Origin of the sequence: Campylobacter sp. JH32 (assembly GCF_017846535.1) — a bacterium.
GTDB lineage: Bacteria > Campylobacterota > Campylobacteria > Campylobacterales > Campylobacteraceae > Campylobacter_D > Campylobacter_D coli.
Map to the genome: position 1 here is coordinate 17554 of NZ_JAEQBS010000003.1, position 16197 is coordinate 33750.

Below are 16197 nucleotides of genomic sequence, written 5' to 3' on the forward strand. Positions count from 1 at the left end.
TTATTTATCTTTCCTTAAATGCGTTAAAACTGCTTCTATAATATCATCATCATCTTTGCTTCTTGCTTTAATAAACTCTTTTTCATCATTGATCTTTACAAATTGTATATTTTGCTCAAAATTACTTATGGTTTTAAATTTCCCCAAAGCTAAAATTTTAATTATAATCAATGTTAAAAACTGCTTTGTATAAAGATCTAATTTCCCAAAGCGATCCTCTATCTCACCTTCAATTTCATAGACTTCATCTATATTTTTACATTTACTAAGTCTACGATAAAGCTCCAATCTTAAACGATCTTCATTGATAAGTTCTGAATTTAAAAAAGCATTGATGGTAAGTTTTAAGTCTATTTTTTTCTCTTCAAAGCTTTCTTTTTTAGTAAGTGCATTTAACTCATCTTCTAGCATTTTAAGATACAAGCTAAGTCCAATTTGCTCTATGTGTCCGCTTTGATCGATACCTAGCAAATTTCCACCTCCGCGAATTTCAAGATCATGATAAGCTAAAACTGAACCTGCTCCTAAATAAGAATTACTCTCTAAAGAAACAAGACGCTTAAGTGCATCTTGAGTAAGTTCTTCTTTATTTTCAACTAAAAAATAACAATACCCCTGCCTATCACTCCTGCCTACACGGCCGCGTAATTGGTGCAAATCAGCCATTCCAAATCTATCACTTCTTTCGACTATCATAGTATTTGCATTAGGCAGATCAATACCGCTTTCAACAATAGAAGTGCTTAAAAGTAAATCGTATTCTTTGTTTTCAAATTTAAGCATTTCTTCTTCTTGAATCTTCGCATCAATTTTAGAATGCAAAATCAAAATCCTTAAATTTTTAAATAAATCAAGTAAATGTTTTTTACATTGCTCTATACTTGCAATATGATTGTGTATATAAAAAATTTGTCCGCCGCGTCTTAATTCTCTTGTTATAGCCTCTTTTAAAAGCGCATCATCATTTTCTTTCACAAAGGTTCTAACATCAAGCCTATCTTCTGGAGGGGTTTGTAAAACACTATAAGATTTTATAGAGCTTAAAGCTTGATTTAAACTCCTTGGTATAGGAGTAGCAGACATAGATAAAAGATGAGAATTTTGGGTTAATTCTTTTAATTTTTCTTTTTGTTTTACTCCAAATTTATGCTCCTCATCAATGATAACAAGGGCTAAATTTTCACATTCTACATTTAAAAGTGCGTGGGTGCCAATCACCACGCAGGCTTTGTTTTGTTCTAAATTTAACATTAAAGTTTTTTTCTCTTTAGTGCTTGTAAAGCGATCCAGTTTAAAAACTTCAATGCCAAAAGGCTCAAAACGCTTTTTTAAACTCTTATAATGCTGATGAGATAAAAGCGTGGTAGGCGCAAAGAAAAAAGCACAAAAACCGCTTTTTACCACGGGATAAATAGCATTCATCGCAACTTCGGTTTTACCAAAACCCACATCACCGCTTAAAAGTCTATCCATCACTTTGCCGTTTTCAAAATCGTTTAAAATTTCTTCACAAGCCTTATTTTGATCTTGTGTATAAGAAAATTCAGCTTTTGAAACAAAATAAGCTTGATCTGCATAATCTATCTTGATTTCTTTTGGTTTAATTAAAGCTCTTTTAGCCGCCATAATAACAATCTCAGAAGCAATAGCCAAAAGCTTGGTTTTTAGCCTTTCTTTTAGCCTGATAAAAGTCATTTTTCCCAAGCGATCTAAAAGCGGTATGCCTCCACTAGCTCCTAAATACTTATCTATCATATAAAGATTTTCAACCGGTAAAAGAAGTTTATCGCTATTTTGATATTCAATGGCAACAAATTCTTTCTTAGCCCCACTAATGCTAATCATTTCAAGACCTAAGAATTTACCCACACCATAATCCTCATGAACGATAAAATCACCAATTTTTAACTCATCTATAATCAAATTTGCTTTACGCTTATATTTTTGTTTTTCTTTATGATTTAATGAGATGATAAGTTCTTGATTGCTAATTAAATTAAGGATCAAATCGCTTTTTTGAAAAGAAATATTTTGTGTATTTTCAAGCTCTAAAGCCTTAAACAAAGCTTCATTTTTAGCCAAAATCGTAATTTTTTTATTTTGTTGCAAAGAAAAGAAGTCTTTATTGTAAGAACTTTTTAAATCCTTATAAACAGAAGCTTGGGGTATAATTTTAGCATTGATTTTGCTAAGATCTTTATCCCATTCTTCTTGATTGAATTTTTTGATACTTATAAAATCAAGTTCTAAATAATCACAAAAATCATCAATACACCAAAATCCTAAAGAATTAATATCATTAATCAAAACATCGCTATTGAAATTTTCTAATTTGTCTTTAAAATTTTCATAATTTTCCTCAGAAAAATATGTCAAAAAAGGACAAATTTCAAGTTCTTCATATTCTTTGGGAAATGATTTTTGATTCATAGGATCAAATTTTCTAATACTTTCTAACTCATCTCCAAAAAGCAAAACCCTAGTAGGTAATTCTTCATTGATACAAAATATATCAATAATCTCTCCGCGTATACTTACCTCACCCTTATCTTGAACCATATCCACAAATTCATATCCAAGCTTGTTGAGCTCATTTTTAAATTCACTTAAATTAAAAACATTTTTCTTAGAAAGTTTGTAATTTTTTAAATGTTTTTGACCGGGTAATTTTTTAAGTATGGTAGACAAAGGGGAAATAAGAATTTTAGTATCTTTTTCCTTGTGATAAGCATTTAAAACCTTGCAAAGCTCAAAAAGCTCCTTGGAAAAAGCCCTTAAATCATCTCCGAATTCAGCTCTAAAATCAGGTAAAACAAAGGTTTTTAGATCCTTAAAAAGAGCAACTTGAGAAAGCAAAAAAGATTCTTTATCATCTTCGCAAAGCACTAATTGTGCTATATTTGAATCTTGTAAATACTCAAAAAAATTTGCTTGCATTATTCTGAGCTATTCTCTAACAACCTTACAGGCTCTTCTTGCTTTATTTTACTAGTCCCATTAAAACGACCGCCATTTTCTATAGCTAAGTCTTTAATGCTGATATTCCCGCTAACCACGCCACCTGCTAAAATTTCAAGGCTATCTGCCTCCAAATCGCCTTCAAAGCAGCCATTAACAACTATCTTATCAGCCTTAAGCTCACCTTTTAAATTCCCATTTTTTCCTATAACTACTATGCTTTCAGAATGCACTATACCATTAAGCTCTCCATCCACATGAAGCATAGAAGCAAAATAAAATTTACCCTCTATTCTAGCACCTGATGAAATTACTGTTGTTTCGGAACTGGAGCTAAGTGCTGTGCCGTTACCGCTTTTATTAAAGATTGCCATGGAACTCTCCTTTCTTGATTAAAAAACTCATTCATATTTTTTCTTTCTAAATTTAAAAAATATAAAGGTTCTAAGGTTTTATTAATAAACCTTACTTCATAGTGCAAATGCGGACCTGTTGAAAGTCCTGTGTTGCCAGTATAGCCTATCAGTTGCCCCTTATTGACAAACTGGCCTGCTTTAACAACATCTTTTCTCACCATATGAGCAAAAACAGTTTTAAAGCCAAAATTATGTAGCAAAATCACATTATACCCATAACCATTATCACTATATCCTGAAAACTCAACCACCCCACTAGCAGGTGCATATATAGGCGTACCTATCGCTGCTCTTAAATCAATACCTGGATGAAATTCTCTTCTTTTTAAAAGAGGGTGTTCCCTCCATCCAAAATTTCCCGTAACGCCTTTATTTTCAATAGGCCATCCATTAGGAATTTGTCCTAAAATCCCAATTTGCTGCTCATTTGTAAGCTTTAAATTATCAAGCCTATCTGTAATAGTAAGATTATTTTCAGCTTCTAAGCCCAAAGCTTCTTCAAAAGAAGCAATCTTATCTTCTATAGCTGCATATTGCTTTGCTTTTTCTTCAACATTTTTTTGCATTTGCGCATTAGCAAGTTCTAATTCCTTGCTTTTTGCTAAAAGCTCTTCTCTTTTAGTACTAATATCACTCAGTTTGCTATCAAGATATTTAATATAAAAACCGCTAAAAATTAAAAACAAAAATATAAAAGCTACTACATAAAGAACGATTTTTTTAATGATCTGATTTAAATAAAAATGCCTTGAACCATTAATATCTGTAATAGTGATGGTAAATTTATTTTTTATCACTCCACTCCTTTAAAAAACTTTCGACTAAAGCGAAAGAACCAAAAACTAAAGTTTTTTTCTTTTCATCTAAAGAAACAAATTCTTCACACTTAAGATTTAAAGCATTGGCAACTTGATAAATTTTATCATTAGCCAATCTTCTTTCTAAACTTACATATTTATATATTTTTATTGTATCAATAATAGGCTTTAATGTTTTTAAAATCTCAAAAATATCTTTATCAAGATAAGAATTGTAGATTAAAACAAGCTTTTCGCCACTAAATTTTTTACACAGGGCGCTAGCAGCCATAACATTATGACCCACATCCACATACAAATGGGGCGCAATTTGCTCACAGCGTCCCTTTAAATTTAATTTTCCTAATTTTAACAAAGCTTGACTAAGTTTTTCTTTAGAAAGTAATATTTCTAATGCATTTAAGGCTAAAATTAAATTGTGTCTTAAAAATTCAGGCAAATCGTATTTTTGAACATACTCATTTAATTGCATTAAATTTTCATCCTTTAACTGCCATGAAAAATATAATTTTGTATTTTTTAAAAATGCTATTTTTTGAGCCATTTGCAAAACTCTTTCATCTTGCTCGCTTGAAATCAAAGCTTGTTTTGCCATAACTTTAAATTTTGTTCTAGTAATCTTTTCTAAACTATCTCCTAAAATTTGAGTATGATCAAATCCCACCTTTGTAAAAATACTCAAGCTTTTATCAAAAACAGAAGTTGCATCATATTCACCCCCAACTCCTGCTTCAAAAATCGCATAATCACAATCTTTAAAAAGCTCGACTGCTAAAAAAGTAGCATATTCAAAATAGCTAAGTTTTTTTAAATTATCCTTAAAAATATCTAACAAATTTTCATGCGCGAGCTCTAAATCATTTTCGCTAATAATATCTCCATTTTTATAAAAGCGCTCACGAAATTCAAAAATATGCGGACTGGTATAATGCCCCACTTTAAAACCCAAGCCTTCTAAAAGCTGGGTTAAAAATCTACCCGTACTTCCTTTTCCATTGGTTCCTATAATATGCACAATGGGTTTAATCGAAAAATTTGTTTTATATTTTTCATACATTCTAAACATAACAAAACGATCGATCTTGTCATAATTTGTACTTTTTTGTACTAAAAATTCATCAACCTTACTGATCTTTTGCATTGTTTCTTTCATCTAAATTTGAAATTTGATTCATTAATTCTTCTAAAATATTAGCATGGGGCTTACTTTGCTTATCCAAATAAGCTGTGATAATTTTTGGAGTAATAATATCTTGCTTATAAATAAAACGAAAATTTTCAATAGTCTTTAAATTTTCTCGGACAAGCTGTGCCACTTTTTCTTTATTTCTTCCAGGTGAAATAATAAGATAACTCTTTTCATCTATCATCCAAAGCTCATCAAATTCAGAGCAATTATCTTTTAAAATTTTTTTAAAACGCACAAAAATTTCATTTAAGCTACCTACCCCATACCTTTCCATAATAAAACGATAATTTTTTATAGAAAATAATGCTAAAGAATAATTAACTTTATATTTATTGTAATTTTCATCCAATCTCTCAAGCTCTTTTAAAACACTCCAAGATTCACGCTCTTCTAAATTTTGCGTAAATTCAATTTGTGCATTTAAAGAATTAATCCTCTCATTAAGTTGCATAAATTTTTGTTTTAAAAGTTCAAAACTAAGTTTTATTTCCCCTTGTTTATCGGGTTTTAAGGTATTTATAAAATCCATATTTTGCTCATTGGACTTGTTTAACAGCATAAAAAGTTCATAAATCTTTTTCAAGTTATCATTAAAAAAATTTAAATTTTTTTGCACATACATATTATCAACCATCACACGACGATTGACAAATTCTAAAAGTTCATTTTTAAAACCGCTTTCACTTAAAAGAAAGGGTTTTTGAAGTAAATTTTGTGCAAAACCATGAATTTTAAGATCCTCAACCAAAGATGGATTCAAACAAGAGGCCAAAAGTTCAGCAAAAACTTCTAAACTTCTTTCTTCTAACTTATTTAGAAGTTTTTTAACCACGGTATCAAAATCATCATATTTTGCGATGCCATATCTTCTTAATCCGCCTTCTAAATCATTTTCGTTATAATTTTTTTCAAATTCTTTCCATTTTTTAGAAAGCAAATAAATACTTTCGCTGTCCATAGTTTTTGAAATTCTAATAGAAGTAATTTTAGCCAAGTCTCTGATTTTTTTATCTTTACTTACTTGCAAACTTTTAGATAAGGTAGCCAAAAAATCGAAAAATTCACTAAATTGCTTTCCATTTTGTCTATTTAATGCGGAGATTAAAAAGCTTATTAATTCTTCTAAAGTACGGATGGATTTAGAATTTAACTCTTGTTGATAGTTTGGTAAAAGCAAAGCTTTATATTTTTCAAGCTTGGCTTTATTTGAGCTTATTAAACCATATTTTTTAGAAAGCTCTTCAAAAATTTCTGTATAATTTTCAGGGGTAGGACGAAGCTTTCTATCCTTAAGTGTGATTAAAGTTTCTTTTGCTATTTCATTAATATTGGGTAGCACGCTTTTGTCCCTTGATAGCTATTACTGAAATAAATTCATCAAAAGCTTCGCTAGAAGCTGAGCGTATAGCTTCGTAGCGCGCTGTATCACTGATAATACTGTTAGGTGATATATCAAAATTATAGCTTCCACTTGTATTAAAATGTTCGACGCTACCATCCTTAAATACCACTTTAAATTCTAGATTAAGTTTGGCTTTGTAGCTTACAACATAACCATTTTGATCATAGATTAAAGGGATAAATTCAAGATTATTCATCCTAACATTGATCACATCATCTGCCTCATGTTTTAAAGCCAATCTTCGTCCCAATTTTGAAATAACCATCTCTTTAAGCGTATCGGCTACGAAAATACTGTTTCTAGGATCTTGAAGGCTTAATTCCACATTCACATATACTTTATCATCAAAAATATTATCCGCTACTTTTGAAGTTGGAACATAACCACACGCCCCTAAAAACAAAGCTACGATAAAAAATAAAATTCCTTTCATTTTATCACCAAATTTACCAGTTTTCCCTCTACATAAATCTCTTTAACTATGTTTTTACCCTCTAGCCATTTTGAAACTTTTTGCTTTGCTAGCTCTAAAATTTCATCTTGACTTGCCGAGCTTGAAACTTCAATTTCTCCACGCTTTTTGCCATTTACGCTGATGCCTAAATTTAAACTATCTTTTACAAAAACTTCTTCTTTTAAATTTAAAACCTTAAAATTCTCGCATTTAAAAAGCTTATCACTTAATTCAAAGCACACATGAGGAATAATAGGTTCTAAAATATTTAAGATAATATAAAAAGCTTCCTGTTCTAAAGCTTCATTTTTACAAGGAGCTAAAGCATTAAGCGCTTCCATACAAGCAGCGATTAGGGTATTAAAAGCAAAGCTTTGAGTATAAACTTCAAAAGATTTTTTCAAAGCTTCATACACTTTCAATCTAGCGTATTTTTCTTCCTTATTTAAATCATCATGCTTAAATTCTAAAAGCTCCCCAGCTCTTACATTTTGAGCCCTATCATAGAGTTTGCAAATAAACCTATAAGCCCCCTCAACCGCATCATCATTCCATTCAAGTTCTTTAGCAGGAGGTGCAGCAAAAAGGATAAAAAGTCTTGCAGTATCGGCTCCGTATTTATTGATAATATCATCAGGATCGACTACATTTCCTTTGGATTTAGACATTTTGGCACCATCTTTTAAAACCATACCTTGAGTTAAAAGTCTAGCAAAAGGCTCATTATCCTCTAAATAGCCTAAATCTTTTAAAACTTTTTGAAAAAATCTTGCATAAAGCAAATGTAAAATGGCATGCTCTATGCCACCTATATATTGATCAACATTCATCCAATACTTCACACTTTCTTTATCCAAAGCCTTTTCTTGCCATGTTTTTTCATCACTTGCAAAGCGTGCAAAATACCATGAACTTTCAAAAAAAGTATCCAAAGTATCGCTTTCTTTTTGTGCTTCTTGTCCACATTTTGGACAAGTACAATTTTTCCAAATAGGATGTTTTTCAAGCGGATTGCCCTCTCCTGTGATTTGAATATCTTCAGGCAAGGTAATAGGTAAATTCTCAATTTTTTGAGGCACAATCCCACAATTTTTGCATTTTACCATAGGTATAGGAGCACCCCAGTATCTTTGGCGAGAAACTCCCCAGTCGCGAATTTTAAAATTAATAACCCTTTTTCCTAACTTTTCATCTTCAAATTTTGAAATAATTCTCGCTCTTACTTCATTGCAATCAAACCCATTAAATTCACCACTTTGGATAAGCTTTCCTGTTTTTTGAACATGAGGAAGCTGTGCATCTTCACACTCAATCACTTGCTTGATTTCAAGTTTGTATTTATTAGCAAATTCAAAATCTCTTTCATCATGAGCTGGAACAGCCATAACCGCTCCACTACCATAATCAGCCAAGACAAAATTAGCCACCCATAAAGGAATTTTTTCTCCGCTTAAAGGATGAATGGCATAAATTCCTAAAAAATAACCTTCTTTTTCAGAACTTTGTCTTTCTCTTGGGCTTTGATTTTGAATAGCTTTGATTTTATTTAATACATCTTGATTTAATAAATTTTGCGAAAGCAAATTTTGAACAATTTTATGTTCTGGAGCTAAAGCGATATACGAAACTCCATAAATTGTATCTGCTCTTGTAGTAAAAACTTCTAAAGAACTTTCTTTAGTTTTTTGCTTGCTTTCTTCGTCTAAATTTAAAGAAAATTCCAAACCTTCGCTTTTACCAATCCAATTTTCTTGCATAGTTAAAACTTGATTAGGCCATTTATCTTTTAATTCTTCTAAATCTTTTAAAAGTTCCTCAGCATAAGCAGTGATTTTTACATAATAACCTGGCATTTTTTTCTGCACCACTTCATGACCACAACGCCAACATTTTCCGTCTTCAACTTGCTCATTAGCCAAAACCGTTTGATCTTGCTCACACCAATTCACATTTGCTTCTTTAGTGTAAATCAAACCTTTTTCAAACATCTTAATAAAAAATTCTTGCTCAAATTTTGTATAAAGTGGATCTGAAGTAGCAAGCATTCTTTTTTTAGAAAAAGAAAAACCTAAAGAAAAAAGTTCTTTTTTCATATAAGCTATATTTTCATAAGTCCATGACTTAGGATGAATTTTATGTTTAATAGCTGCGTTTTCAGCAGGCATACCAAAGCTATCAAAACCTATAGGATGTAAAACATTAAATCCTATCTTGCGATAATATCTTGCTAAAGCATCACCTATAGTATAATTTCTTACATGCCCCATGTGAATGCGTCCGCTAGGATAAGGAAACATCGATAAAATATATTTTTTAGGCAAATTTAAATCATCTTTTGGCTCAAAATATTCATTTTCATCCCAAATTTTTTGCCATTTTTTTTCTATTAAACTTGCTTCATAAGCCATAAATTCTCCTTACACTGTTCCTTTTTCATACATTGCACGATTGCGTTCTTTATCTTGTTTTCTTTTTGCTTTTTCAATTTCTTTATTTCTAAACTCAAGCACACTAAATTTAAACCATAATAATGTCGGACTTGCAACAAAGATAGAGCTTAAAGTTCCCGCTATAATACCTACAATTAAAGCCAAAGAAAATCCTTGTATCATTTCCCCGCCAAAGAAATAAAGTATCACAACGGTTGCTAAAGTCAACCCTGAAGTTAAAACCGTTCTTGATAAAGTTGCTGAAACACTTTCATTGATAATAGGTGCAAGTTCGGTTTTTTTACTTGTTTTAATACCTTCTCTGATTCTATCAAAAATAATAATTGTATCATTCAAAGAGTACCCAAGCACAGTTAAAACAGCAGCCAAAGTATCTAAATTGACATCAATTTTAAATAAAGAAATTGCCCCTAAAGTAATCACAACATCATGAATTTCACTGATTATAGCCGCAAGAGCAAAACGCCACTCAAAACGCAACGCTATATAAATTAAAATTGCTATCAAAGATACAGCTATAGCCATAAGTCCTTTATTTCTAAGTTCATCACCTACTTTTGGACCTACCACATCAGCACGACGCACTTCAAATTTTCCCGTATCCTTTAAAAGAGTGCTTATATGCTCACCTATATCATTGCTTACATTATCATTACTTCCTAAAAAGCGTATGGTTACTTCTTCATTACTTCCAAATTCAGTTACAGATAAATTTTGAAAAGTTCCTTGTTTTTCTAAAATTTCTCGAATTTGTGTTATAGGAGCTGCATTTTCATATTTAAGCTGAACTAAAGTTCCTCCGCTAAAATCAATGCCATATTGCAAACCCCTATCCCAAAGCAAATAAATAGAACCAAAAAACAAAATAAAAGAAAGAGAAATAGCAGCAAAACGCATTCTCATAAAATCATAAATTTTCTTTTCGCTAAAAAACTGCATTATCTTCTCCTATAGCCAAACCAAAATCTTGTATTATTACTTTTTTCTATGCGTTGCATAAAATAATCAAACATTCCATGCGTTCCCCAAATAGCAGTAATCATAGAAACAACAATACCAATTCCTAAAGTCACTGCAAATCCTTTAACAGCACCTGTTCCATAAGCATAAAGTGCTATAGAGGTTACAAGAGAGGTGATATTAGAATCTATTATCGCGCTCATAGCATTTTTATAACCTTGCTCTATACTTGCTTTGATATTTGCACCCTCGCGCAAAAGCTCTCTGATACGCTCATTAATGATAACATTGGCATCAACAGCCATACCTACAGTTAAAACAAGTCCTGCCATACCTGGTAAAGTCAAAGTTGCACCAAACATTGCCATTACAGCCACAACAACCAAAACATTAACGAGCATTGCAATATTTGCAAAAATTCCTGCCATACCATAATAAAGCACCATAAATACCACGATAAAAATCGAAGCACCTATAAGAGCTATCATACTCATTTTAATACTATCAGCACCCAAAGATGGACCTATACTTCTTTGCTCTAAAAGTTTAACTGGCGCCAGTAAAGCCCCACTTCTTAAAGCCACAGCCACATCTCGTGCTTCTTCTTGAGTAAAAGCCCCGCTGATTTGACCACTTCCACCGCCTATGCGTTCATTAATCGATGGAGCAGAATATACTTTATTATCAAGCACGATAGCCAAACGCTTTCCAACATTTGCTCCTGTATAATCAGCAAATTTCTTAGAACCTTCAGCATTTAAAGTAAAATTAATAACAGGATAATTACTCGTATCACTAAGCCCTACTCTAGCATCTGTAAGCATAGAACCATCTAAAATAGGAATGCTTTTTAAAGGATATTTTAAATTTGGATTTCTAGAATCAGGAACTAAAACAAGCCCATAGCTTGCCGCTTCAGCATCACTCATATTAGAAGCTTGACTCATTTTAGAATCATCCACTTCCATGAGTTGCAAATGAGCTGCTTTAGTAATGCGCTCTTTAGCCCTTAGTTCATCCTCTTTGGTTTTAATTCCTGCCAATTCGACTAAGATTTTATCTTCGCCTTGTTTTGCAACCGTTGGTTCTGCTAAGCCAAATTGATCCAAACGATTTCTAATAGTCTCAACTGCTTGCAAAAGAGCAAAATTCTCTATACTTTTAACCTCTTCTGAGGTAAAAGAAATTGTATAATGCATATCTTCTCTTTGCACATTAAGTCCATTAATTTCCTTAAGCAAATTCTCAGTCTTAACTATATCTGCATTATCTAATAAAGTAAAATCCAAACTATCATCATGGATATTTAATCCATCGTTTAAAATATTCTCTTTGTTAAAAGAATAACTCAAAGAAGAAGCGACGGATTTGATTTTAGATTTTACAGCCTCTTGATTATCTACACCCAAAAGCATATAAAGTCCGCCTTGTAAATCAAGCCCTAAATTGATTTTCACTCCTCGCTCGGATTGCAAAAAAGAAGGGAGTGAAAAAACAACTCCAAAAATAAATACCGCAATAAAAACAACCAATCGATAAGTGATTTTAGAATTACGCATCAATTTTCTTTGCTATAAATTCTCTTGAAATTTTTGCAGTAACATTGTCTTCATTAAGCTTAACTTTGATAAAATCGTCCTCTGGTTTTACGACTTCACAAATAAGTCCGCCATTAGTGATGATTTTATCTCCTTTTTGCAAAGACTCAAGCATTTGTTTATGTGCTTTTGCTTGTTTTTGTTGTGGTCTTATAACCAAAAAATAAAAAATTGCAAATAGCACAACAAGAGGTAACAATGAAGTTAAAATTGAATTTTCTGCCATATTTTTCCTTTATTCCAAAAAAATTAAACACTAATTCTACCATTTTTAAAATAATAAAAGTCTTTTTTATAGCATTTTTGCTTTCAAATTGTATTTATTTATCTTTTTTTGAAAATATTTTTACCCAAGCGATCAGTTCATTTCTTGCAATTTGGGGCTTAGTCTTGCTTTTAAAAAGCAAAAGTCCTAAGCAATATTTTTGGATAGGATTTTTTGTAGGGATACTTTGGTTTTGGTGGATAGGACTTTCTTCGATTTATTTTGACTTAAATTATTTAGTACCTATAGTTATTATCCTTATAGGTATAGTTTATGGAATACTCTTTAGAATTTGTTATTTATTTAAATTCGATTTTTTACGCCTTTGCGGAATTTTTTGTTTAAGCTTTATTCATCCTTTAGGCTTTGATTGGCTTAATTGGGGAGTTTATACTGTATATGGTTTTTTTGACCCAAGTTATCGTGGTATTATTTGTATTTTTTTACTAGCATATATTATTCATGAAAATTATATTTCAAGATATTATAAAATTGCTATTCTCTTAATTATATTTTTTATAGGCTTTCAATACGATGAAAAAAAATCAGAAGAGCTAAATCTATCCTATAAGCTTATCTCCACAGATATATCTCAAGATCAAAAATTCCTTCAAGAAAATGTATCTGTAAATTCAGACAATCTAATCAAAGAAATTATTCAAGCCATCAATGAAAAAAAAGAGCTCGTCATCTTGCCAGAAACCGCTTTTGCATTTAATCTCAAAAACACCTTATACGAAAAAATGCTAAAAGAGCTATCATACCAAATTATCATCATAACTGGAGCATTTAACATACAAGAGGGTAAAACTTACAATAGTACATATATTTTTAAAGGAGGCAATAGCTATATACTCAATAAACATTTTTTAGTACCTTTTGGGGAAGAAATTCCATTTTTCAAAAAAACAATACAAAAATACTTCTTACCCAATATAGCAGAATTTGATCAAGGACCATTACAAAGCAAATACAAACTCAATGATCAAATCATTACCAATGCTATTTGTTACGAAGCTACAAAAGAACAAAATTATAAAAATTCAAAAATTATTATAGCCATAAGTAATAATGCTTGGTTTAATTATTCTAGCGAATACAAACTACAAAAACTACTCATGCAATTTTATGCAAGCAAATATGGAGTTAGTGTATACCATGCCACAAATGGCAAGGAAAGTGGTGTAATCAAACCTAAAGAAAAATTTGTGCAAAAGATTAAAAATTATTTTAACAAGCAAGATAAAAGTTAAAAAATTTTTATCTTTGTGCAAAAAATTATATTAAATACACAAGCTCTCAAAAAAATTAATCATTAAATTTTAATTTTAAGATATTTTAAAATTAGATATGTTTTAATAATTTCTTTATAATTTACAAAAGGAGATAATGCTATGGATAAAGTTGTATTTATTACAGGAGGCTCTACTGGTATTGGCAATGCTTGTGTACATAAATTTCATAATGAAGGCTATAAAGTAGCCTTTATGGATATCAATCAAGAAGAAGGACAAAAAATAGCGAATAATTTAAAAGATGTCTTATTTATAGCAGGAGATACAAAAAATAAAGAAGATATTAAAAATGCTGTCGCTAGAGCAGTAGAAAAATTTGGAAATTTTGATGTAATTTCTTTAAATGCAGGAATTCATCGCTGCAATACCATTCTTGATATTAGCGATGAGGAGCTTGATTTGATTATTCAAACCAATATTTATGGCTATGTAAACACCATGAGGATCGCCATTCCTCATATGAAAAAAGAAGGCGGAAGTATTGTAATCAATGCCTCTGACCAATGTTTTGTAGGAAAGCCAAATAGCTTTGCATACGGACTTACAAAAGGTGCTTTAGGACAAATAACAAAATCTTTAAGCTTAGATTTAGCACCAAAAATTAGAGTAAATGCTGTATGTGCAGGAACTATCAAAACACCGATGGCAGAGAGATTATTTCAAGACTTTGCCAACATTACACATGGTGGAAATACAGATTTTTATTGGCAAAATGAAGCAGAAAAATATCCTTTAAAAAAAGTAGGACAAGCCAATGAAGTAGCCGAGCTGATTTATTTTTTAGCAAGTCCAAAGGCAAGTTTTATAACTGGTGGACTTTATTTGATTGATGGTGGATTAACAGCAGGAATTCCTCATTAAATACAATTTTTACTTAAGAAAAAATCATTTTTGCCGATTTACTTTATAAATAAAACTTTATTTATAAGGTGGCAAAGATGATTAATGGTATAAATTCCTATTCAAGCTACAATTATACAAATACTTTATAGCAACAATACTCCAAATACAAAATCATCTAACACTGTAAATGAAACTTCAAACCTTGTAAGCGATAAATCTAGGGCAGTAAGTAAAATGCTAGGATATGGCGTAGATAAAGATGGCTTTTTTACAAGCGATTTTAACGAAGCTGCAGGCTTACCAAAAGATTATAAGATTTATGCTAAAGATATAGAAAATTTTGTTAATATTCAAACAAAAAGTCTATTATCAAGTTATATTAATATTGATATAGCAAAAAGTATAGGAAATGCTTATAAAGTATTTTCACAACTTTTAAATGATGAGTTAAACAATAAAATCAATTTTACAAAAGAAGACTTAGTAAAAATACCACAAGGTTTCGAATTTAATCAAAATACTTTGGAGATAAATAAAAAATATAATTTAAATGATAAAGAGTATAAAGATTTTATGTCTAATTATCAAAATTACTCTCCGACTTCCCATAATATAAAAATAATGACTTTTTTCTCACTTGATGATAAAAGTGATATTTTTAAATATTCTTTAATAGATCCTACTCCTTATAGTAATAATGATAAAACTATAACAAAAAGTGGTATTTTTATGACTTTCTTTACTGGATTTCAAGCAAAAAACTATTTTATCGAAGGACAAACAAGTATTTTAGGCAAAATGCAAGGATTTGATAAAACTATGAGTCAAAGTGAAATTGATAATTTAAACAAATTCATAAGTGAAAATAGTATGAATTTTAAAGGAGATATTTTTAAGCTTTTTGATTTATTAAATTCAGATATGAGCATTGATGATTTTAAACAAAAAATACTAGAACAAAAAGAAAATTTAAACAATCCTACAAAAAATACAAATAACAAAGAAACTTTAGAAGAAGACAAAGAAAAGCCATTTAAACCTATACAAGCGCAAAGTTCAAGCGAAACCTATAAAGATGATAATAAAATGAATGAGCTTTTAAAAAAGCTACTGGAAAATAAATTTGGCACAAGCGATGAATTAGAAATTCTTTTTGGTATGAAGTTTAGCGATGATGATACAGGAGAATTTAATAAAATTCTTTCTTTAAACTCTGCACCAAAAAGCATAGATATTAAGGCTTAAGAATTATTTTTATCTATCAAGCCTTTTAATATCCCTTGCATTTTTTTAGAGTTTTCAACCATCTCACTATCAAGATAAAATAACTCTTCGGCTTTATCCTTTACTTTTTATAAAGCCTTTAAATCTTTAAAATCTCTTATTAGATATTTAAACAATCGCTTGTCTGTTTTTCTTTCTGCGATTATAAATAAGCTTTTTCTGTCTTTTTCATATTCATAAGAAATGGACTATCATACCTTGTATCGTGGATACTTTTGCCTATATATTCTTTTACAATCTCAATAAGTCTATTGATGAAGTTTGA

General features: G+C 30.5%; 12 protein-coding genes and 1 pseudogene. 3 read left to right on the plus strand and 10 right to left on the minus strand.

Annotated elements, in window-relative coordinates:
- The 10 genes from KAR67_RS02830 to yajC are packed head-to-tail and all read right to left on the minus strand — an operon-like array spanning position 1 to position 12471.
- Positions 1-2937, minus strand: coding sequence for a DEAD/DEAH box helicase (locus KAR67_RS02830; protein ID WP_060785325.1), 2937 nt, complete (start codon positions 2935-2937; stop codon positions 1-3).
- The gene (locus tag KAR67_RS02835) at positions 2937-3332 is read right to left on the minus strand and encodes a polymer-forming cytoskeletal protein (RefSeq protein ID WP_002780236.1); all 396 of its coding nucleotides are present in this window, start codon (positions 3330-3332) and stop codon (positions 2937-2939) included. Before KAR67_RS02835 ends, KAR67_RS02830 begins: the two co-directional genes overlap by 1 nt.
- Complete coding sequence (locus KAR67_RS02840; protein ID WP_002777140.1) at positions 3269-4171, minus strand: M23 family metallopeptidase; 903 nt, start codon at positions 4169-4171, stop codon at positions 3269-3271. Before KAR67_RS02840 ends, KAR67_RS02835 begins: the two co-directional genes overlap by 64 nt.
- Positions 4158-5345, minus strand: a complete 1188-nt coding sequence (locus KAR67_RS02845) for a Mur ligase family protein (RefSeq protein WP_002791730.1) — start codon at positions 5343-5345, stop codon at positions 4158-4160. The genes KAR67_RS02840 and KAR67_RS02845 overlap by 14 nt, the downstream gene beginning before the upstream one ends.
- Positions 5317-6720, minus strand: coding sequence for a hypothetical protein (locus tag KAR67_RS02850; protein ID WP_002777143.1), 1404 nt, complete (start codon positions 6718-6720; stop codon positions 5317-5319). Before KAR67_RS02850 ends, KAR67_RS02845 begins: the two co-directional genes overlap by 29 nt.
- The gene (gene lptE / locus KAR67_RS02855; protein ID WP_162284674.1) at positions 6704-7216 is read right to left on the minus strand and encodes an LPS assembly lipoprotein LptE; all 513 of its coding nucleotides are present in this window, start codon (positions 7214-7216) and stop codon (positions 6704-6706) included. The genes KAR67_RS02850 and lptE overlap by 17 nt, the downstream gene beginning before the upstream one ends.
- Positions 7213-9645 (minus strand): leucine--tRNA ligase, encoded by a 2433-nt coding sequence (leuS, locus tag KAR67_RS02860; protein ID WP_192801053.1) that lies wholly within the window; start codon positions 9643-9645, stop codon positions 7213-7215. Before leuS ends, lptE begins: the two co-directional genes overlap by 4 nt.
- A gap of 9 nt (positions 9646-9654) precedes the next feature.
- Positions 9655-10626, minus strand: a complete 972-nt coding sequence (secF, locus tag KAR67_RS02865) for a protein translocase subunit SecF (RefSeq protein WP_002853635.1) — start codon at positions 10624-10626, stop codon at positions 9655-9657.
- Positions 10626-12206 (minus strand): protein translocase subunit SecD, encoded by a 1581-nt coding sequence (secD, locus tag KAR67_RS02870; RefSeq protein WP_162284671.1) that lies wholly within the window; start codon positions 12204-12206, stop codon positions 10626-10628. The genes secF and secD overlap by 1 nt, the downstream gene beginning before the upstream one ends.
- Positions 12199-12471, minus strand: a complete 273-nt coding sequence (gene yajC / locus KAR67_RS02875; protein ID WP_002777154.1) for a preprotein translocase subunit YajC — start codon at positions 12469-12471, stop codon at positions 12199-12201. Before yajC ends, secD begins: the two co-directional genes overlap by 8 nt.
- Here yajC and KAR67_RS02880 point away from each other — a divergent pair.
- From KAR67_RS02880 to KAR67_RS02890, 3 genes and pseudogenes are all read left to right on the plus strand, one after another.
- Positions 12444-13763, plus strand: a complete 1320-nt coding sequence (locus tag KAR67_RS02880) for an apolipoprotein N-acyltransferase (RefSeq protein ID WP_002783373.1) — start codon at positions 12444-12446, stop codon at positions 13761-13763. The two genes, yajC and KAR67_RS02880, sit on opposite strands and share 28 nt — an antisense overlap.
- 141 nt (positions 13764-13904) lie before the next feature.
- The gene (locus tag KAR67_RS02885) at positions 13905-14666 is read left to right on the plus strand and encodes an SDR family oxidoreductase (RefSeq protein WP_002787915.1); all 762 of its coding nucleotides are present in this window, start codon (positions 13905-13907) and stop codon (positions 14664-14666) included.
- A 77-nt stretch (positions 14667-14743) separates the two neighbouring features.
- Positions 14744-15893: pseudogene (locus tag KAR67_RS02890) on the plus strand (hypothetical protein).
- Positions 15894-16197 lie beyond the last annotated feature (304 nt).